The following is a 21718-nucleotide window of genomic DNA, read 5'->3' on the forward strand; positions in this document are numbered from 1 at the left end:
GTAATTTACTTAACTGGATCATAACCACCCTTGTGGAAAGGATGACATCTTAAAATTCTTTTTATAGCCATAAAACTTCCTTTTATAGCTCCATATTTTTCAATTGCATCAATTGCATATTGAGAGCAAGTTGGTATGTATATACAATTGGACCTCATCATAGGAGAAATGAACCTTTTATAAAACTTTATCAGAATTATTAAAATCCTTTTCATTATATATCATCCCTGACCTTTTAAATAAATTAAGCATAGCTTTTTCTATATCCCAATAGCTCTTATCTTTAATAGCATTTCTAGCAATAAAAACTAAATCGTGTCCTTCTTTCAAGTTATTACAATTTAATCTATAACACTCGCTAATTAACCTTTTAACTCTACTCCTAACTACACTCTTTCCAACTTTTTTGCTTACTGATATCCCAATCCTATTAAATTTATCATTATTATCTCTATTTCTTCTATTATAAAATATATATAAAACTAAAGTATCATTAGAAAAAGACTTTCCTCTTCTATATACATTTCTAAACTCAAGATTTTTTCTTAGTTTTTGTATACTCATTTATCAAGTCTCCCTTTTATTTCTGCATTTGCAGAAAAAGGCCACAAAAGCGGCCCTTATGCTGTTAATCTTTTTCTTCCTTTTAGTCTTCTTCTCTTAAGCACGTTTCTTCCAGATAAAGTGCTCATTCTCTTTCTAAATCCATGTTCTCTTTTTCTTTGTTTCTTTTTAGGTTGGTATGTCATGAACATGTAGCTACACCCCCTTCAAATTATATTTTATATAGTAAAACTATATTATTGCTCATTTTGAGTTTTACCTTTTAATTATATATTTCCTTAATAGTCATGTCAAGAAAACTTAATATGTTAATAAAATACTTAACAAAGATAAAAATTGTGGATAAATTATTGAACCCCTTTGTTTATTTATGTTATTATTAATAATATGTTGTGAATAAATTAATTTCACACCAAACTTATCCACAGCTGTGGATATTTATGTGTATAACTTGTTCAACTTTTGGCAGTTCTCATCATCACCTTATATATTTTTATCTTATTTCAAGATATTATTCATTGTTTATAGTGTTGATTTTATTTTTTCCACAATTGTTGATAACATAACTTTTTATATACACTTTAAAACATATCAACAAATTTATTAACATGTGAATATTTTTTTATACATAGTCAATCATTATAGGATGTGTACATATTTTCTGTTAGTAAGTTGTTTATATTTATAGATTTTTTTATTTATACATACTTTTTTTGAAATTTTTATAATTAGGTAACTGGAGGATATACGATGGATACCCAACTAAATCAACTATGGGAAAAAACATTAAACATAATAAAAAGTGAAATGTCTGAAGTTAGTTTTAATACTTGGATAAAAAGTTGCGAACCTTTATCTATATCTTCTGATAGCATAAAACTAGGCGTTCCTAACGAATTTACTAAGGACATATTGGAACAACGATACAAGGATTTGGTAGCTAACGCAATAAAACTTATTTCATCTAAGAAATATAATATAGAGTTTTTAATTGAATCCGATACTAGTGAATTACATTCAGAAGATACTACGTTGAGACATAATAAAAAAAACAGTGCTGTTGTAGTAAATGATTTAATGCTAGCAACCTTAAATCCTAAATATACTTTTGACTCGTTCGTTATAGGTAATTCCAACAGATTTGCCCATGCCGCATCACTTGCTGTTGCTGAATCACCTGCTAAGGCTTATAATCCTTTATTTATATATGGGGGAGTTGGTCTAGGAAAAACTCACTTAATGCATGCTATAGGACACTATATTCTTCAAAATAACTCAAAATCTAAAGTTGTTTATGTATCATCTGAAAAATTTACTAATGAACTTATTAATGCAATTAAAGATGATAAAAATGAAGAATTTCGAAATAAATATAGAAATATAGATGTGCTTCTTATTGATGATATTCAATTTATAGCTGGTAAAGAGCGAACTCAAGAGGAATTTTTCCATACATTTAACGCTCTTCATGAAGCCAGTAAACAAATAATTCTATCATCTGATAGACCACCTAAAGAAATCCCTACTTTAGAAGACAGATTAAGAAGTAGATTCGAATGGGGGCTTATCGCTGATATTCAAGCACCTGATTTTGAAACTAGAATGGCGATATTAAAGAAGAAAGCAGATGTAGAAAATTTAAATGTTGCTAACGAAGTAATGGTATATATAGCTACAAAAATAAAATCTAACATAAGAGAGTTAGAAGGCGCCCTTATTAGAATAGTTGCGTATTCATCTCTTACCGGTAGAGATATTACAGTAGATCTAGCTACAGAGGCCTTAAAAGATATCATATCAAATAAACAAAGCAAAAATATAACCATTGAAACAATACAAGATGTTGTTTCATCATATTATAACTTAAGAGTAGAGGACTTAAAATCTCAAAGAAGAACTAGAAATATAGCGTACCCAAGACAAATAGCTATGTATTTAAGTAGAAAACTTACAGATTTATCTTTGCCTAAAATAGGAGAAGAATTTGGTGGAAGAGATCACACTACCGTTATTCATGCATATGAGAAAATATCAGGCGGTTTAAAAAATGATGAATCCACACAAAATACAATAAATGATTTAACAAAGAAGCTTACTCAAAAATAATTAACATTGTACATAACTAAAGTTAATATTCTGTTGATAAAATTTTAATTAACATTTTGCTTTTAATAATGTGGATAGTTTATAGTAAATACGCTCAACTTATCCACAGTATTTTTTTGTTAACTTTTTTGTATTTATAAGGCCTAGAGGTACTTATGAACAAATCCACAGCCCCTACTACTATTGTTACTATATTTTATTATTAATTTTATCTATATTTAGAGCGATTTTGCTGTGAATAATTAGGGAGGTTTTATATTGAAATTCATATGTGAAAAAACAAAATTACAAGAAGCTATATCAATAGCGCAAAAAGCTATAACTGGAAAATCTACTATGCCTATTCTAGAAGGTATTTATATAAAGGCAGATTCAGAAGGATTAACATTAATTGGATCTGACATAGATATATCAATAGAAACAAAAATAAATGCTGAAGTACTACAAAAAGGAACAATAGTTGTAGATGCTAAATTATTTGGAGAAATTATAAGAAAACTACCAAATGACAAAATTGTAATAGAACAACTACAAATTGGCGAAGATAATACTATACAAATAACTTGTAAAAAATCTGTCTTTAATTTACTTTATATGAACAGCGATGAATTTCCATCTTTACCAAACATAAACGAAACTAAAATATTTTCAATTCCTCAAAACTTATTAAAAAATATGATTAAAGGTACATCTTTTGCTATAGCTCAAGATGAAGCAAGACCTATACTTCAAGGAATTCTTTTTGAAGTAAACAATTCATATTTAAATTTAGTTGCATTAGATGGCTATAGATTAGCTATAAGAAAAGAAATCATAGACTCAGAAAATACAATAAGTTCTGTTATTCCAGGAAAAACATTAAATGAAGTTGCAAAAATATTAGAAGATACAGATAAAGACGTAGATATAACATTTACTACTAATCACATATTATTTAATTTAGGTGAAACTAAAGTTATATCAAGATTATTAGAGGGAGAATTTATAAAATACAGCTCTTTACTTCCTCAAGAATATAAAGGATTGGTAACTGCAAATAAACAAGAACTTCAAAATGGAATAGAAAGAGCTTCACTTATGGCAAAGGAAGGAAACACTAATCTTATAAAATTTGAATTAAAAGAAGACACTTTAATCATAACATCCAATTCTCAATTGGGAAAAGTAAGAGAAGAGGTTTCGGTGAATTTGCAAGGAGATGAAATGCAAATTGCATTTAACTCTAGATATTTATTAGATGTGCTAAAAGTCATGGATGAAGAGGAAGTTATTTTGGAGTTAACATCTAGTGTAAGTCCTTGTGTTATTAGAAATAAAAATATAGAAGATAGTAAATATCTAGTTTTACCTGTAAGATTAGCTAGATAATTTAAGGGAGGAGCAAATTTACAGATGCATAAATATACTAAAATTAATAATTATGCATCTGTAATTAGGAGTTATGTATGAATGAAATTAGTATAAATACAGAATTTATAAAGTTAGATTCATTTCTAAAATGGGTAGGAGCAGTTTCATTAGGATCTGAGGCTAAAATGATAATTCAAGATGGTGAAGTTTTAGTTAATGGAGAAGTATGTACCCAAAGAGGAAGAAAATTAAGAAGTGGAGATATAATTTCTATAGAGAATGAAAGTTTTAAAATTGTTTAAAATTTTCATGTAAAGCCACAAAAGATATTATGTGTTATAATTAAGTTGGGTGTTTTTATGTATATAAAAAAATTAATGTTATTAAATTATAGGAATTATAGGAAGCTGGATATAGAACTTGGTCCAGCTGTAAATGTGTTTATAGGAAATAATGCTCAAGGAAAAACTAATATACTAGAATCAATTTATTATTGTGGTTTTGCAAGATCTCATAGAAATTCAAAAGATAGGGAACTTGTTAATTGGAATGAAAATAATGCTTATGTTAGTGTGAGTGTAAGTAAGGATAGACTGGATAAAAAAATAGATATTAATATTTTGAAAGATGGAAAAAAATCTATTCGGGTTAATTCTATAAAAATAACTAAAATAGGGGAACTAATTGGAGTTTTCAATGTAGTTATGTTTTCTCCAGAAGACTTAAAAATAGTTAAAGAATCTCCAGGGATAAGACGAAGATTTATAGATATGGAGTTGTGCCAACTAAGTAATAGGTATTATTATAATCTGGTTCAATATAATAAGGTTTTAAATGAAAGAAATTTAGTTTTAAAAAATAGAAAAATAGATGAATTCATTCTAGATGTTTATGATGAACAATTATCAAATTTTGCAGAACAAATAATAAAAGACCGTATTAATTATATAAATAACTTGAATAATCATGGGAAAGCAATTCATAAAGACATTACTTCTGGAAAAGAAGATATTGAATTTAAATATGTCTCTAGTGTGAAAGATTTAGGAAATATAAAAATATCCATGAAAGAAGGGCTTTTAAAAAACAGACCGAAGGATATCGAAAGAAGAATTACTAGTATTGGACCACATAGAGATGATTTTATAATACTTATAAATAATATTGATGCTAAGAGTTATGGATCGCAGGGACAACAAAGAACGGCAGTTTTAACCATAAAATTCGCTTCGTTGAACATCATAAAAGATATCACGAAAGAATATCCTGTACTTCTTTTAGATGATGTATTATCAGAATTAGATTTTACTAGAAAAGCATATATTTTAAATTCTATTCACGGAATACAAACCTTAATAACCTGTACAGGAATAGAAGATATATCTAAATATATAAAAGAAAGTGCAAAAGTTTTTAACGTTAAGGATGGTAGCGTTAAAGTTTAAAGGAGGAATATTTGTGTTTTTACACTTGGGAGAAAATGTTGTAGTTCCTATAAAAGATGTTATAGGAATATTTGATTTACAAAATACTATGTATAGTTCAGATACTAGTCAGTTTTTAAGGCTAGCTGAGGAGGATGGATTCGTACAAAGAATATCAAAAGAAAAACCAAAATCTTTTGTTATTGCTGAAGTTAATAAAAAAAGTAAAATATATCTTTCGCCGATATCCTCATCTACTTTAACAAAAAGAACAGACATAGATTACAATACATAAGTTGTTCCAATGTTTAACTTAATATAGATAAAAAATAAAATTATAGTTTAGGAGGAGTTAATGTTGGAGGAAAATAAGCAAAAATATGACGACAGCCAGATTCAAGTTCTTGAAGGACTTGAGGCAGTAAGAAAAAGACCAGGAATGTATATAGGAAGCACTAGTTCTAGAGGTCTTCATCATTTGGTTTATGAAATAGTTGATAATAGTATAGATGAGGCCTTAGCAGGTTATTGTAAAAATATAGATGTTTATATACATGAAGATAATTCAATAACTGTAATAGATGATGGTAGAGGCATGCCGGTAGGGATAAATGATAAGCTAGGAAAAGCTACTGTTGAAGTTATAATGACAGTGCTACATGCTGGAGGAAAATTCGGCGGTGGAGGATATAAAGTATCCGGTGGATTACATGGGGTAGGAGCATCAGTTGTTAATGCTCTCTCAGAAGCTTGCGAAGTTATAGTAACAAGAGATGGATATATATGGAAACAAAGCTATTCTAAAGGTAATGTATTAACACCACTAATTAAACTAGAAGAATCAGAACCAGAAGCTCATGGTACTAAAACTCATTTTAAGCCTGATGAAGAAATTTTTGAAGAAACAGTTTTTGATTTTGAAATTTTATCGAAAAGGTTAAGAGAGTTAGCTTTTTTAAATAAAGGAATAAACATAAGACTTGTAGATGAAAGAGATGAAAATGAGGAATTATATTACTACGAAGGTGGAATTAAATCTTTTGTTAGTTATTTAAATAGAAACAAAGAAGTTCTTCATAAGGAGCCTATATATGTTGAAGGATTAAAAGATGGTGTAGCTGTTGAAGTAGCACTTCAATACCACGATGGTTATAATGAAAACATATTTTCTTTTGCAAATAACATAGATACTATAGAGGGGGGAACCCATCTAGTAGGATTTAAAACTGCATTAACAAGAGCTGTTAACGACTATGGAAAAAAATTCGGGCATTTAAAGGATGCTGACAAAAATTTATCTGGAGATGATATTAGAGAAGGGCTAACTGCGGTTGTATCAGTAAAAATATCAGATCCACAATTTGAAGGTCAAACAAAAACTAAGTTGGGAAATTCAGAGGTTAGAGGAATAGTAGACGGAGTAGTAGGAGAAACGGTTTCTTTATTCTTAGAAGAAAATCCCAATATAGGTAAAATAATAATAGATAAAGCTTTAGTTGCAGCTAGAGCTAGAGAAGCTGCTAGGAAAGCTAGAGAATTAACAAGAAAATCAGTATTGGAAAGAAGTTCTTTACCAGGGAAACTTGCAGACTGTTCATCTAAAGATCCTCTAGAATGTGAAATTTATATAGTTGAGGGTGATTCTGCGGGGGGATCGGCTAAACAAGGTAGAAATAGACGATTCCAAGCTATATTACCACTTAGAGGAAAAATATTAAACGTTGAGAAACAAAGATTAGATAGAATTCTTAATGCTGATTCGATTAGAAGTATGATTACTGCGTTTGGTGCTGGAATAGGAACCGATTTTGATGTAGAAAAAATAAGGTATAACAGAATAATAATAATGACAGATGCAGATGTAGATGGAGCTCATATAAGAACACTATTATTGACGTTCTTCTATAGATATATGAGAGAGCTTATAGACGGAGGGCATGTATATATAGCGCAACCACCACTATATAAAGTTACTAGAAATAAAAAAGAGTGGTATGCATATACTGATGCTGAATTAGAAGTAGTCTTAAAAGAAATAGGCGGAAAAGATAATAATACCAACATACAAAGATATAAGGGACTTGGAGAAATGAATGCAAGTCAACTTTGGGAAACTACAATGGATCCTGATAAAAGAACCTTATTAAAAGCTACTGTTGATGATGCAATGGCAGCAGATGAAATATTCACTATTTTAATGGGAGACAAAGTAGAACCTAGAAGAGAGTTCATAACTAATAATGCAAAAAAAGTAGTTAATCTAGATATATAGTTAAAAATTGAGGTGAAACCTATGAGTTTAAATGAGGGAAAAGTAGTACCCGTTGACATAAGAAATGAAATGAAAAAGTGTTATATTGATTATGCTATGAGTGTAATTGTAGGCCGTGCACTTCCTGATGTTAGAGATGGATTAAAACCAGTGCATAGAAGAATTTTATTTTCTATGCATGAATTGGGGATAAGACCAGATAAGGGATACAGAAAATGCGCAAGAATAGTTGGAGAAGTTTTAGGTAAGTATCATCCACATGGAGATTCATCTGTATATGATGCTTTAGTTAGAATGGCACAAGATTTCTCTATGAGATATATGTTAGTTGATGGACATGGAAATTTTGGTTCTGTAGACGGTGACTCAGCAGCAGCAATGAGATATACAGAAGCAAAAATGAACAAAATTTCATCAGAAATATTAAGAGACATCAATAAAAATACCGTAGACTTTATAGATAATTTCGATGGAGAAGAGCAAGAGCCAGTAGTACTACCATCAAGATTTCCAAATCTTTTAGTTAATGGGTCATCTGGTATTGCAGTTGGAATGGCAACTAATATACCTCCACATAATTTAGGTGAAATTATAGATGGAACAATAATGCTAATAGATAATTCAGAGGTTACGGTTCTTGATTTAATGTCTAAAATTAAAGGACCAGACTTTCCAACAGCGGCAACTATAATGGGCAAAAATGGAATAAGAGAAGCTTATGAAACTGGAAAAGGTAAAGTTATAGTTAGAGCAAAAGCTGATATAGAAGAGGAAAATGGAAGACATAGAATAGTTGTTACAGAAATACCGTACCAAGTAAATAAAGCTAAATTAATAGAAAATATAGCAGATTTAGTTAAAGATAAAAAAATAAATGGAATATATGATTTAAGAGATGAGTCAGATAGAGATGGTATGAGAATAGTAATTGAACTAAAAAGAGATGCAAATCCTAGTGTAGTTCTTAATTTATTATATAAACATACTAAAATGCAGGATACTTTTGGAGTAATAATGTTGGCATTAGTTGATAATGAACCAAAGGTACTTAATTTAAAAGAAATACTAGTTCATTATATAAACTTCCAAAAGCAAGTAATAACTAGAAGAACAGAATTTGAACTAAGTAAAGCTGAAGAAAGAGCTCATATTTTAGAAGGATTAAAGATAGCATTAGATAATATTGATGAAGTTATAAGCATTATAAGAGGATCTAAAAACTCAGAAATAGCTAGAAACACTCTTATTGAAAGATTTGCATTAAGTGAAAAACAATCTCAAGCTATACTAGATATGAGACTTGCAAGATTAACAGGACTAGAAAGAGATAAAATAGAAGATGAATATAACGAGCTTATGGTACTAATAAATAGATTAAAAGATATATTAGGATCAGAAGTCAAACTTCTAGAAGTTATAAAAGAAGAACTTTTAGAAATAAAGAGTAGATATGGCGATGAAAGAAGAACTCAAATAGAGAAACAAGAAAATGAAATTGATCTAGAAGACTTAATACAAGAAGAGGATATAGTTATTACATTAACTCATAGTGGATATGTAAAAAGAATTGCAGCTGATACTTATTCTGCTCAAAAAAGAGGGGGAAAAGGCATACAGGCAATGACTACTAAAGAGGATGATTTTGTTGATCATGTTGTAGTAACATCAACTCACTCAGATGTATTATTCTTTACTAATAGAGGTAGAGTATATAAAGTTAGAGCATATGAGATACCTGATGCAGGAAGATCAGCAAAAGGAACTAATCTTGTTAATATAATTCCAATAGAACAAGATGAAAGAGTTGAAACTGTACTTTCTATAAAGGATCCTAATTTAGAGGGATACTTATTTATGGCTACAAAAAATGGAATAGTCAAAAAGACACCTTTAAGTGAATTTAAGAATCTAAGAAAGAATGGATTAATAGCTCTTAATTTGAGAGATGAAGATGAACTTCTTAAAGTTAAGTTAACATTTGGAGATGCTAAGATAATTATTGTTACTCAAGATGGATATGCTATAAAATTCAGTGAAAAAGATGTAAGACCAATGGGTAGAACAGCATCTGGGGTAAAGGCAATATCCTTAAGAAAGAATGACATTGCAGTTTGTATGGATATAGCAACAGATGATGAAGAATTATTAGTTATAAGTGAAAATGGTTTTGGTAAAAGAACACCTTTAACAGAGTATAAAACTCAAAATAGAGGTGGAGTAGGACTTATAACTTATAAAGTTGCAGAGAAGACTGGTAAATTAGTAGGAGCGTCTGTATGCAAAAAAGATGATGAAATGATGCTTATAAACACATCAGGAGTAGCTATAAGAATTAATGTAGCTGATATATCAATAACTAGTAGATCTGCAATGGGAGTAACTCTTATGAGAACATTAGGAGAGGAAAAAGTTGTTGCAGTTGCAAAAATATCTTCAGCAGATAGCAGTGAAAAGAATGAAATTCTACAGGAAGTAGTAGTAGAAAGCATAGATACAGTAAAGACTGAGGATGATACTTCTATAGAGAAGCTATTAGAAAGATCAGAAGAAGAAAAATAAACAAAAAATAATAAAAAGTCATTACAAATTATAAAATTGTAGTGGCTTTTTATTATTATAAATTAGTAAATCAAATAGGAAAATATATAATACATTCAAATATTATAAATAAAAATAAAACATATTTATTTATAAAAAGTACAAAAAATAAGCTAAACAAAGGAGTATATAAATAATAAATATAGAAGAAAATATAGTGTATTTAAATTTAAATAGCAATTTAGTATAGAAACATGTCCTAGTGTATCAATAATAAGAAAACAAAGAAATTAAAAGGAATTATTAGATAAATAAGAATAATTTAATATTACTAGGAATATAGAGAAATATTATGTATTGTAGAGGTGGTAAGATAAAACACGTCGCAAGAACAACAAAACATTTCAGATAAGAAATAAATCAACAAAAATTGATTAAAAAGAAATGAAAAAACTTGTTGACAGAGAAAAGTGTATATGATAAGATAACACTTGTCGCTGAGAGAGATTAGCGAAAAAGAAAAAATGGTCTTTGAAAATTAAACAGAGGAAACTTAAGAAGTTTTGAATAAAACTTACACAACGAAAGTTGTGAGTAAGTAATTGTAACAAATGTAAAGTTTGGAACAACTACTTAAAGTCAACGTAATTCTTAGAGTAAGATTAAACTAAAATTTGTGCACATTAGTGTGACACTTAAATTGAGAGTTTGATCCTGGCTCAGGACGAACGCTGGCGGCGTGCTTAACACATGCAAGTCGAGCGAGGAAATTGCTTCGGTAATTTCCTAGCGGCGGACGGGTGAGTAACACGTGGGCAACCTGCCTGATAGAGGGGGATAGCCTCCCGAAAGGGAGATTAATACCGCATAAAGTCAAATGAAGGCATCTTCAAATGACCAAAGGAGTAATCCGCTATCAGATGGGCCCGCGGCGCATTAGCTAGTTGGTGAGGTAACGGCTCACCAAGGCGACGATGCGTAGCCGACCTGAGAGGGTGATCGGCCACATTGGGACTGAGACACGGCCCAGACTCCTACGGGAGGCAGCAGTGGGGAATATTGCACAATGGGGGAAACCCTGATGCAGCAACGCCGCGTGAGTGATGAAGGCCTTCGGGTTGTAAAGCTCTGTCTTCAGGGACGATAATGACGGTACCTGAGGAGGAAGCCACGGCTAACTACGTGCCAGCAGCCGCGGTAATACGTAGGTGGCAAGCGTTGTCCGGATTTACTGGGCGTAAAGGGAGCGTAGGCGGATACTTAAGTGGGATGTGAAATACCTGGGCTTAACTTGGGTGCTGCATTCCAAACTGGGTGTCTAGAGTGTTGGAGAGGAAAGTGGAATTCCTAGTGTAGCGGTGAAATGCGTAGAGATTAGGAAGAACACCAGTGGCGAAGGCGACTTTCTGGACAATAACTGACGCTGAGGCTCGAAAGCGTGGGGAGCAAACAGGATTAGATACCCTGGTAGTCCACGCCGTAAACGATGGGTACTAGGTGTAGGGGGTATCGACTCCCCCTGTGCCGCCGTTAACACAATAAGTACCCCGCCTGGGGAGTACGGTCGCAAGATTAAAACTCAAAGGAATTGACGGGGGCCCGCACAAGCAGCGGAGCATGTGGTTTAATTCGAAGCAACGCGAAGAACCTTACCTAGACTTGACATCTCCTGAATTACTCTTAATCGAGGAAGTTCTCCCTTCGGGGAGGACAGGAAGACAGGTGGTGCATGGTTGTCGTCAGCTCGTGTCGTGAGATGTTGGGTTAAGTCCCGCAACGAGCGCAACCCTTATTGTTAGTTGCTACCATTTAGTTGAGCACTCTAGCAAGACTGCCGTGGTTAACGCGGAGGAAGGTGGGGATGACGTCAAATCATCATGCCCCTTATGTCTAGGGCTACACACGTGCTACAATGGCGAGTACAAAGAGACGCAAAGCCGCGAGGTGGAGCAAAACTTATAAAACTCGTCTCAGTTCGGATTGCAGGCTGAAACTCGCCTGCATGAAGCTGGAGTTGCTAGTAATCGCGAATCAGAATGTCGCGGTGAATACGTTCCCGGGCCTTGTACACACCGCCCGTCACACCATGAGAGTTGGCAATACCCGAAGTCCGTAGCCTAACCTTTTAGGAGGGCGCGGCCGAAGGTAGGGTCAGCGATTGGGGTGAAGTCGTAACAAGGTAGCCGTAGGAGAACCTGCGGCTGGATCACCTCCTTTCTATGGAGAAATTACTTAAAACTACAACTTAGTAGAATTTAAGTATAAAATTCAGTCAATATAATTGACAAAGATTTACGTTTTCCTCTGTTTAATTTTGAACGACCATAAGTTGTTCAATGTTCTTTGAAAATTGCACATAAGTAAGTAAAGTAATATATAATAAAGCCAGTTGGCAATTAATTAATCAAATTCTTTTATAGAATGACATAGGTCAAGATATAAAGGGCGTATGGTGAATGCCTTGGCATCGGGAGCCGAAGAAGGACGCGATAAGCTGCGAAAAGCTCTGGGTAGGCGCAAATAGCCTGTGATCCAGAGATGTCCGAATGAGGAAACTCACATGGGAAACCCCATGTATCCATAAGTGAATACATAGCTTATGGAGGGTAAACTCAGGGAACTGAAACATCTAAGTACCTGAAGGAAGAGAAAGAAAAATCGATTTCCTAAGTAGCGGCGAGCGAAAGGGAAAGAGCCCAAACCAGAAATTTATTTCTGGGGTTGCGGACAGAACATAAAAGCTAAATTACGTTAATCGAAGAGAACTGGAAAGTTCCACCGCATAAGGTAATAGTCCTGTAGATGAAAACGCGAAATAGTAAGTTCTGATCCAGAGTACCACGAGACACGTGAAACCTTGTGGGAAGCAGGGAGGACCACCTCCCAAGGCTAAATACTACCCGATGACCGATAGTGAAGAAGTACCGTGAGGGAAAGGTGAAAAGAACCCCGGGAGGGGAGTGAAATAGAACCTGAAACCGTATGCCCACAACCGGTCATAGCACTTTATATGTGTGATGACGTGCTTTTTGTAGAACGAGCCAACGAGTCACGATATGTAGCGAGGTTAAGTACTTAAGGTACGGAGCCGAAGGGAAACCGAGTCTTAATAGGGCACAAAGTTGCATGTCGTGGACCCGAAACCGGGTGACCTATCCATGGCCAGGTTGAAGCGAGAGTAAAATCTCGTGGAGGACCGAACCACGTTGGTGTTGAAAAACCATGGGATGAGCTGTGGATAGCGGAGAAATTCCAATCGAACTCGGAGATAGCTGGTTCTCCTCGAAATAGCTTTAGGGCTAGCGTCGAATATGAGTAATGGAGGTAGAGCACTGAATGGGCTAGGGGGCATATCGCTTACCGAACCTTATCAAACTCCGAATGCCATATACTATTAGTTCGGCAGTCAGACTGCGAATGATAAGATCCGTAGTCAAAAGGGAAACAGCCCAGATCGTCAGCTAAGGTCCCAAAGTGTAAGTTAAGTGGAAAAGGATGTGGGATTTCGAAGACAACTAGGATGTTGGCTTAGAAGCAGCCACTCATTAAAAGAGTGCGTAATAGCTCACTAGTCGAGAGATCCTGCGCCGAAGATGTTCGGGGCTCAAACTTACCACCGAAGCTACGGGCTTACAGTAATGTAAGCGGTAGAGGAGCGTCGTAAACGGGCAGAAGTCGTACCGAAAGGAGCGGTGGACTGTTTACGAGTGAGAATGTTGGCATTAGTAGCGAGATGTGAGTGAGAATCTCACAGGCCGAAAACCTAAGGTTTCCTCAGGAAGGCTCGTCCGCTGAGGGTTAGTCGGGACCTAAGCCGAGGCCGAAAGGCGTAGGTGATGGACAATAGGTTGATATTCCTATACCACTACCATCGTTATTACCGATGGCGTGACGCAGGAGGATAGTGTGTGCTAGCTATTGGATGCTAGTCTAAGCACTTAGGGAGTTAAGACAGGAAAATCCGTTTTAACAATTCTGAGGTGTGATGGGGAAGTCCATTTATGGATGAAGTACATGATTCCACGCTGCCAAGAAAAGCGTCTAGGGAGAAAAGTAGTGCCCGTACCGCAAACCGACACAGGTAGGTGAGGAGAGAATCCTAAGGCCGGCGGAAGAATTGCAGTTAAGGAACTCGGCAAATTGACCCCGTAACTTCGGGAGAAGGGGTGCCTACGAGAGTAGGTCGCAGAGAATAGGCCCAAGCAACTGTTTAGCAAAAACACAGGTCTCTGCTAAAGCGAAAGCTGATGTATAGGGGCTGACGCCTGCCCGGTGCTGGAAGGTTAAGGGGAACACTTAGCGCAAGCGAAGGTGTGAACTTAAGCCCCAGTAAACGGCGGCCGTAACTATAACGGTCCTAAGGTAGCGAAATTCCTTGTCGGGTAAGTTCCGACCCGCACGAATGGCGTAATGATTTGGGCACTGTCTCAACTGCAAATCCGGCGAAGTTGTAGTGCAAGTGAAGATGCTTGCTACCCGCGATTGGACGGAAAGACCCCGTAGAGCTTTACTGTAGTTTAGCATTGAGTTTCGGTATTGTCTGTACAGGATAGGTGGGAGACTGGGAAACTAGGGCGTCAGCTTTAGTGGAGTCAACCTTGGGATACCACCCTGATAGTACTGGAATTCTAACTGGACACCATGAAACTGGTGACAGGACATTGTTAGATGGGCAGTTTGACTGGGGCGGTCGCCTCCGAAAAAGTAACGGAGGCGCTCAAAGGTTCCCTCAGAAGGGTCGGAAATCCTTCGAAGAGTGCAAAGGCAGAAGGGAGCCTGACTGCGACACCTACAAGTGGAGCAGGGACGAAAGTCGGACTTAGTGATCCGGTGGTACCTCGTGGGAGGGCCATCGCTCAACGGATAAAAGCTACCTCGGGGATAACAGGCTGATCTCCCCCAAGAGTCCACATCGACGGGGAGGTTTGGCACCTCGATGTCGGCTCGTCGCATCCTGGGGCTGAAGTAGGTCCCAAGGGTTGGGCTGTTCGCCCATTAAAGCGGCACGCGAGCTGGGTTCAGAACGTCGTGAGACAGTTCGGTCCCTATCCGTCGCGGGCGTAGGAAATTTGAGAGGAGCTGTCCTTAGTACGAGAGGACCGGGATGGACTGACCTCTGGTGTACCAGTTGTTCCGCCAGGAGCATAGCTGGGTAGCTAAGTCGGGAAGGGATAAACGCTGAAGGCATCTAAGCGTGAAGCCCACCTCAAGATAAGATTTCCCATAGAGTAATCTAGTAAGATCCCTTGAAGAACACAAGGTTGATAGGTGAGGGGTGTAAGTGTGGTAACATATTTAGCTGACTCATACTAATAGATCGAGGGCTTGACCAATAAGTTAACTGGAATATATATTATTAGAAGGAAACTCCTTAGCTAAAGCTAATGAGTAACTTCGAAGGACTAAATCAAAGATTTAGATTCTCACTTATGTGCAATTTTCAGAGAATAATTTCTTTGAAAAAGTGTTGACAAAGCTTTGACAGCACTATATAATAATCAATGTAACATGTAACTGACAAGTAAATCTGGTGATAATGGCATAAAGGTAACACCCCTTCCCATTCCGAACAGGATCGTTAAGCTTTATTACGCCGATGGTACTGCATGGGAGACTGTGTGGGAGAGTAGGAAGTCGCCAGTTTACATGAGGATCTTTAGCTCAGTTGGTTAGAGCAACCGGCTCATAACCGGTAGGTCCGGGGTTCGAGTCCCTGAAGGTCCACCATTTTTTGGGGGTATAGCTCAGCTGGGAGAGCACCTGCCTTGCACGCAGGGGGTCAAGAGTTCGAATCTCTTTATCTCCACCAATGAAAAGCTATGAACAATTGTTCATAGCTTTTTTTGTAATATAAAGGTTAAGGAGGATTGTTTAGAGATGCTATATAGAATAAAACAATTTATATGGGCAGTTGAATCTTTATATAAATCATTAGATGATAAGTACATAAAAAAGTATTTAGATGAAGATGAGATACAACTATTCTCTCTTTTAAAGAAAACGGATAAACATCATTGTGTCAGAGTATCAAAGGATATTCTAAAGCATATAGAGAATTTAAATAATATACCAGAAGTGAATGACGAAGTTTCTGTAGATATGGATGTTGATAAGGATAGAATATTAAAGTTAGCACTACTTCATGATATAGGAAAAATCAAAAGACCTCTTAACGTAATTGAAAAATCTATAATTGTTATATTTGATAAAATAACTAAAGGAAAAATAAAAAAATATGATAATATAAAAAGTATAGATATATATTATAATCATCCTAAAATAGGATCAGACATATTGAGGAAAAGTTCAAAATATGATGATGAGTTTTTAGAGATAGTAGAGAACCATCACATAAAAAAAGATACTTCTAATAAGTTACTAGAGATAGTACAATATTATGATAATAAAAATTAGAATTTAATATGGGGTGAATTTATGAACAGTTTAATTAGGAGAAAAGAGATTATAAGTCATATAGCTAAAATACATAGGCCTATTAAAGGCGTAGAATTGGCTAATATTTTTGGCGTAACTAGACAGGTTATAGTTAAAGATATAGCTATTATAAGAGCAGCAGGCGTTAATATAATAGCTACTCCTGAAGGTTATATGATAACAAAAGAAGAATCAAGATATAAGAAAGTTTTAGCTTTAGCTCATAAAGAAGAAGAAATGGTAAGTGAACTAGAAATAGTTATAAAATTTGGTGGAATAATTGAAGATGTTATAATAGAACATCCTATATATGGCGAAATAAAAGCAAATTTAATGATCAGAAATTTGAATGATTTAGATAATTTTATAGATTTATATAAAAAGAATAAAGCTAGACCCTTATCAGCATTGACTGAAGGGATTCATCTTCATACTATATCTACTGATAATGAAAAAGATATGCAACTAATAGTAGAAAACCTAGAAAAGGCTGGATATATATTAAAAGATTAGCGGGGGTAAGGAGATGAAGAAAAAACAGTTTTTGATACTAATAGGGGTTTTGTTTATGATATTAGCTTTAATAATATCGTCAACAAAGCTTATTATAGATATCGAATGGTTTCAAGAAGTAGGTTATATAAAGGTGTATCTTACAAAAATGCTAGCAGTATTAAAGCTTATGGGCCCCTTATTCCTATCATGTTTTGTATTAATATATCTATTGAGCAAAAGTATATTAATAAGCATAGAGAAAGAATTTAAATCTGAGAGTTTATTTAAATTGAGAAAAGCTGTATTAGTTTTTAATATAATAATCTCCTTTATTATATCTATAAATGCTTCTATGAAATATTGGTATAATATATTATTATTTACTAATTCAAATCTTTTTAATTATAAAGATCCTATCTTTAATATAGATGCATCTTTTTATATATTTAAATTACCATTAATAGATATAATTTATAATTTTTTTAAAGATATTTTATTTATTGCTTTAATCATAACAATAGGGATTTATGTATTTATTAGTTTAAAGAAATATGCTATAAATAAAAATTATATGAAATTTAGTCAGCATTTAAAAGAGTTTAAAGAAATATTAGGTAAACAAGCAGCTACTTTAGTATCTATGATTATATTCCTTATAGGAGTAGGATATATATTGAAAAGTTTCTATATATTATATAGTAATAATGGAGGATCATTTGGTGCTAGTTTTACAGATATAAATATAACACTAAACTTTTATAAAGTAATAATAATAGTTTCAATAATATCATCAATTATCGCATTTATTATGTTAAGAAGAAATAAATTTAAGCCACTAATATTTTTTACAGGAATAATATTGTTTTTAATAATAATACAGCCACTAATATATAATATTGTGTATAAATTCTTTGTAAAACCTAATGAAATAGAATATGAAAGCCCTTATATATCTTATAACATAGATGCAACCAATGAAGGTTTTAATATAAATAATATAGAAGAAAAAGATTTTGATCCAGGAATGGATTTAAATAGTACTAAAATAAAAAATAATAAACAAATAATATCAAATCTTAAAGTAAACTCTTCAGGACCAGTTTTAAACTTTTATAATCAAGTACAAGAAATAAGAAGTTATTATAAATTTTTAGATATAGATACAGATCGCTATATTATAGATGGTAAGTACACACAAGTATTTTTGGCACCAAGAGAGATAGAAACATCAGCCATAGATAATTGGCAGAGTAATCACATGGTATATACACATGGGTATGGAGTGGTTATGAGTAAAGTAAATAAGGTTACAGATGAGGGGCAACCAGATTTTTTGATGAAAAATTTGCCCACTGAAAATCTTACTAATATATATTTGAAAAATCCTAGAATCTATTTTGGTGAAGTTACAAATGATTATGCAATTGTAAATACCTCAAGTGGTGAATTGGATTACCCTAAAGAAAATGGAGATACTAACTATAAGTATGATGATAAAGGTGGCATAAAATTAAGCCTATTTAATAGAATATTATTTAGTTTAAGAGAGCAAAATTTTAAAATTTTATTCTCTGGAAATATTACAAACGAAAGTAAGATTTTAATTAATAGAAATATATTAGAGAGAGTAAAAAAGATAGCTCCTTTTTTGGAATATGATGAAGATCCTTATATGGTAATAAATGAAGGCAAGTTATATTGGGTTATTGATGGATATACAACTGCTAATAATTTTCCTTACTCTCAGCCATATGGAGGAATAAATTATATTAGAAATTCATTTAAAGTTGTTGTAGATGCTTCATCAGGAGAAACTAATTATTATATTGTAGATGAAAAAGACCCTATAGTTTTAGGATATTCTAAAATATTTAAAGGATTATTTAAAAATAAAGAAGAAATTCCTTCAGGATTACAAAGCCATTTTAAATATCCTAAGAAGATATTTGATATTCAAAGCAACGTGTTATCAACCTATCATATAAAAGACCCTAAAGAGTTTTTTACTTTAGAAGATGTATGGGAAGTTTCTAGTAATAGCTCGGATGCTAAAGAAAGCTTAAATAATAATGAAGGGTTGTATCTTGTTACACAATTGCCTGGAGAGAAAAATGAAGAGATGGTATTATTCAATTACTTTAATATGAAAAGTAAGAAGAATATGATTTCTATGTTAGGTGCAAGAATGGATGGAGAAAATTATGGGGATTTAGTATTATTTAAATTTTCACCTGAAAAAACTATCTATGGACCATACTTATTTAGAAATCAGATACTACAAGATCCATATATTTCGCAGGAGATTTCTTTATGGGAAGGTAAAGGTTCTAAAGTTGAATATGGTGAGACCGTAATATTACCTATAGAAAATTCCCTTATATATATGCTTCCAATTTATCTTAAGGCAGATGTAGAAAAAACTATACCAGAAATGAAGAGAATTATTTTATCAGATGGTAAAAAAATAGTTATGGAAGAAGATTTAAATAAAGCATTAGAAAGCTTATTTAATTATAAAGAAAAAATAATAAATGAAAATACTATAAATGAAGAACAAAGAGAAACTAATATAGAGATTCAAGATTTATATAATAAAGCAATTGAATCGCAAACAAAAGGAAATTGGGCTGAATATGGAGAATATATAAAGAAGCTAGGAGAAGCCATAGAAAAGTTAAATAAGTAATAAACAAAAAGGGAAAAGTTGAGGTTAGATTTATGGATTACGACATACTTATATTAGGTGGTGGTGTAATAGGATGTGCCGCTGCCTATGAGTTATCTAAATATAACTTAAATATAGCTCTAATAGAAAGAGATTATGATATAGCTGATGATCTATCATCAGTTCATACAGCTATAGTTTATGACGGATCAGAGGCATCTAATAATCTCATGTCATCATTAGAATACATGGGAAATGAATTAATTGAAGAAATAGCTTTAAAATTTGATGTTCCTTTTAAAAGAATAGGATCTATGAGAATTGCTCAAACAGATAAGTCAGTAGAAAAATTAAATAAGATATACGATAGGGCAATAAAAAGAGGAATAAAGGATATACATTTAATAGAAGAGGAACATGCTAAAGAATTAAACGGTAATTTGAAGGTTCCTATAAAAAAGGCATTATATTCTCAAAATACAGCAATAATAAGTCCTTATGACTTAGCATTAGCTTACGCAGAAGTAGCTGCCGATAATGGTGTTTTTTTTAGGTTAGAGGAAACAGTACTAAATATTCAAAAAGCAGCTAAAGGATTTAGAGTAACTACAAATAAAAATAAATTTAACTGTAGAGTAGTTATTAATACAATACCTAGTGAACAATATGATTTAAATTATAATACTAATGCTGAAGAGAAAAGAAAAGATAAGAAATTGTATTATCTCTTATTAGATCATGATTTTAAGGATACTGTTAATAGTTTAGTGATAAATGAGTTAGATACTAATGGGTTTATATTTCAAACGCCTACCTTTTCATCAGGAACGCTTATAGCAGTGAAAAGTGATGTTACTTTAAGTTTAGATGAAATAATAAAAACATCCAATACTATATTACCTAATTTATCTAAAAAGGATGTAAATCATATGTTTTCTGATGAATTTAATGTAGATTCAATGCTCATAGATGAAAGTGAAATATCTAAAGGATATATAAGTGTTACAGGAAATCATTATGGTGAAGTTACTATAGCTCCAGCTTTATCTCAGATGTTATGTGAGACTATAGTAAATAATCTAAAATGTTCTTTAAAGAAAAATTTTGTAGATAAAAGAAGAGATTATTATAGATTTAAAGATTTATCAAACAAAGAACGCAATGAAATAATAAAGTTAGAACCTAGATACGGGAAGATAATTTGTTTATGTAATATGATTTCTGAAGGTGAAATAGTTGATTCTATTAGAAGACCTTTAGGCGCAAGGACAGTAGAGGGTGTTAAGAGAAGAACTGGAGCTACATTTGGTAATTGCCATGGTTCATATTGTATAAATAAAGTAATTGATATACTTTCTAAAGAATTAAATAAAAAATCAACAGACATAGTTAAGGATTCTAAGGGGTCAAGGGTTTTAGCAGCTAGGATTAAAGAATTTGATGGGGTGTAAATATGGGAAGAAAAGATATATTTACAAGTGTGGTAAGAACTAAAGGGAGTAATAAATATAAGGTTATACCAGTTAAAAGTACAGAAGAGATAGATGTAGATCTTTGGAAAGAATTTTCTAAAGTATTAAGTAGACTTTATATAAGTACTCCAATAAAAATAGGCGATAGTATCTGCTCAAATATATTAAATACTGGAGTAGACATTATATGTACCAGAGATGTTGATAAAGATTAAAAATATATTATTATAATAAAAACACAAATAAGTATTGACATAATTATTTTTTTTGGTAAAATAGTCTTTGTGAGACTTGGAGAGATGGTCGAGTTGGTTTAAGGCACCGGTCTTGAAAACCGGCGTACGTGTGAGCGTACCGTGGGTTCGAATCCCACTTTCTCCGCCAAAAAAAGTTAGCT

The 21718-nt window shown here is 33.1% G+C and carries 15 protein-coding genes, 3 tRNA genes and 3 rRNA genes; 18 read left to right on the plus strand and 3 right to left on the minus strand.

Annotated elements, in window-relative coordinates; genetic code table 11:
* Positions 1 to 5: 5 nt before the first annotated feature.
* From yidD to rpmH, 3 genes are read right to left on the minus strand one after another with little or no spacing between them, the layout of a single operon-like run.
* A complete protein-coding gene (gene yidD / locus P8F83_RS18630; RefSeq protein ID WP_175550921.1) occupies positions 6 to 218 on the minus strand; it encodes a membrane protein insertion efficiency factor YidD in 213 nt (70 codons plus the stop codon).
* Positions 178 to 564 (minus strand): ribonuclease P protein component, encoded by a 387-nt coding sequence (rnpA, locus tag P8F83_RS18635; protein ID WP_073021296.1) that lies wholly within the window; start codon positions 562 to 564, stop codon positions 178 to 180. The genes yidD and rnpA overlap by 41 nt, the downstream gene beginning before the upstream one ends.
* 56 nt (positions 565 to 620) lie before the next feature.
* The gene (rpmH, locus tag P8F83_RS18640; protein WP_021803997.1) at positions 621 to 755 is read right to left on the minus strand and encodes a 50S ribosomal protein L34; all 135 of its coding nucleotides are present in this window, start codon (positions 753 to 755) and stop codon (positions 621 to 623) included.
* Between the two features lie 559 nt (positions 756 to 1314).
* On the opposite strand from rpmH, the gene dnaA reads away from it, so the two are divergent.
* From dnaA to P8F83_RS18730, 18 genes are all read left to right on the plus strand, one after another.
* The gene (dnaA, locus tag P8F83_RS18645) at positions 1315 to 2670 is read left to right on the plus strand and encodes a chromosomal replication initiator protein DnaA (protein WP_073021299.1); all 1356 of its coding nucleotides are present in this window, start codon (positions 1315 to 1317) and stop codon (positions 2668 to 2670) included.
* 258 nt (positions 2671 to 2928) lie between these two features.
* Complete coding sequence (gene dnaN, locus P8F83_RS18650; protein ID WP_073021301.1) at positions 2929 to 4038, plus strand: DNA polymerase III subunit beta; 1110 nt, start codon at positions 2929 to 2931, stop codon at positions 4036 to 4038.
* A 77-nt stretch (positions 4039 to 4115) separates the two neighbouring features.
* Positions 4116 to 4322 (plus strand): S4 domain-containing protein YaaA, encoded by a 207-nt coding sequence (yaaA, locus tag P8F83_RS18655; RefSeq protein WP_073021303.1) that lies wholly within the window; start codon positions 4116 to 4118, stop codon positions 4320 to 4322.
* Between the two features lie 57 nt (positions 4323 to 4379).
* Entirely contained in the window at positions 4380 to 5465 is a 1086-nt protein-coding gene (gene recF, locus P8F83_RS18660) for a DNA replication/repair protein RecF (protein ID WP_238907118.1), read from the plus strand.
* A gap of 13 nt (positions 5466 to 5478) precedes the next feature.
* The gene (remB, locus tag P8F83_RS18665; RefSeq protein WP_021803992.1) at positions 5479 to 5739 is read left to right on the plus strand and encodes an extracellular matrix regulator RemB; all 261 of its coding nucleotides are present in this window, start codon (positions 5479 to 5481) and stop codon (positions 5737 to 5739) included.
* 60 nt (positions 5740 to 5799) lie between these two features.
* Entirely contained in the window at positions 5800 to 7716 is a 1917-nt protein-coding gene (gyrB, locus tag P8F83_RS18670) for a DNA topoisomerase (ATP-hydrolyzing) subunit B (RefSeq protein ID WP_175550919.1), read from the plus strand.
* A gap of 21 nt (positions 7717 to 7737) precedes the next feature.
* Positions 7738 to 10275, plus strand: coding sequence for a DNA gyrase subunit A (gyrA, locus tag P8F83_RS18675; RefSeq protein WP_073021307.1), 2538 nt, complete (start codon positions 7738 to 7740; stop codon positions 10273 to 10275).
* A 675-nt stretch (positions 10276 to 10950) separates the two neighbouring features.
* Positions 10951 to 12471: ribosomal RNA gene (locus tag P8F83_RS18680) — 16S ribosomal RNA — on the plus strand.
* 212 nt (positions 12472 to 12683) lie between these two features.
* Positions 12684 to 15587, plus strand: a 23S ribosomal RNA gene (locus tag P8F83_RS18685).
* A gap of 193 nt (positions 15588 to 15780) precedes the next feature.
* Positions 15781 to 15897 (plus strand): 5S ribosomal RNA (rrf, locus tag P8F83_RS18690).
* The 16S, 23S and 5S rRNA genes sit together here with 2 tRNA genes alongside, the layout of an rRNA operon.
* A 7-nt stretch (positions 15898 to 15904) precedes the next feature.
* A tRNA-Ile gene (locus P8F83_RS18695) sits at positions 15905 to 15981 on the plus strand.
* 6 nt (positions 15982 to 15987) lie between these two features.
* A tRNA-Ala gene (locus P8F83_RS18700) sits at positions 15988 to 16063 on the plus strand.
* 68 nt (positions 16064 to 16131) lie between these two features.
* Positions 16132 to 16668 carry an HD domain-containing protein gene (locus tag P8F83_RS18705; RefSeq protein WP_326512229.1) on the plus strand — a complete coding sequence of 179 codons (537 nt, stop codon included), beginning with the start codon at positions 16132 to 16134 and terminating at the stop codon, positions 16666 to 16668.
* A gap of 21 nt (positions 16669 to 16689) precedes the next feature.
* A complete protein-coding gene (locus P8F83_RS18710; protein WP_326512230.1) occupies positions 16690 to 17202 on the plus strand; it encodes a transcription repressor NadR in 513 nt (170 codons plus the stop codon).
* A 13-nt stretch (positions 17203 to 17215) separates the two neighbouring features.
* The gene (locus P8F83_RS18715) at positions 17216 to 19870 is read left to right on the plus strand and encodes a UPF0182 family protein (protein ID WP_326512231.1); all 2655 of its coding nucleotides are present in this window, start codon (positions 17216 to 17218) and stop codon (positions 19868 to 19870) included.
* Between the two features lie 32 nt (positions 19871 to 19902).
* Complete coding sequence (locus P8F83_RS18720; RefSeq protein ID WP_315110653.1) at positions 19903 to 21300, plus strand: NAD(P)/FAD-dependent oxidoreductase; 1398 nt, start codon at positions 19903 to 19905, stop codon at positions 21298 to 21300.
* 2 nt (positions 21301 to 21302) lie between these two features.
* Positions 21303 to 21536, plus strand: coding sequence for a DUF1667 domain-containing protein (locus tag P8F83_RS18725; protein ID WP_073021832.1), 234 nt, complete (start codon positions 21303 to 21305; stop codon positions 21534 to 21536).
* Between the two features lie 78 nt (positions 21537 to 21614).
* A tRNA-Ser gene (locus P8F83_RS18730) sits at positions 21615 to 21705 on the plus strand.
* Positions 21706 to 21718: the final 13 nt, after the last annotated feature.

The organism is Clostridium intestinale (assembly GCF_035905475.1).
GTDB classification, from domain to species: domain Bacteria; phylum Bacillota; class Clostridia; order Clostridiales; family Clostridiaceae; genus Clostridium_T; species Clostridium_T intestinale.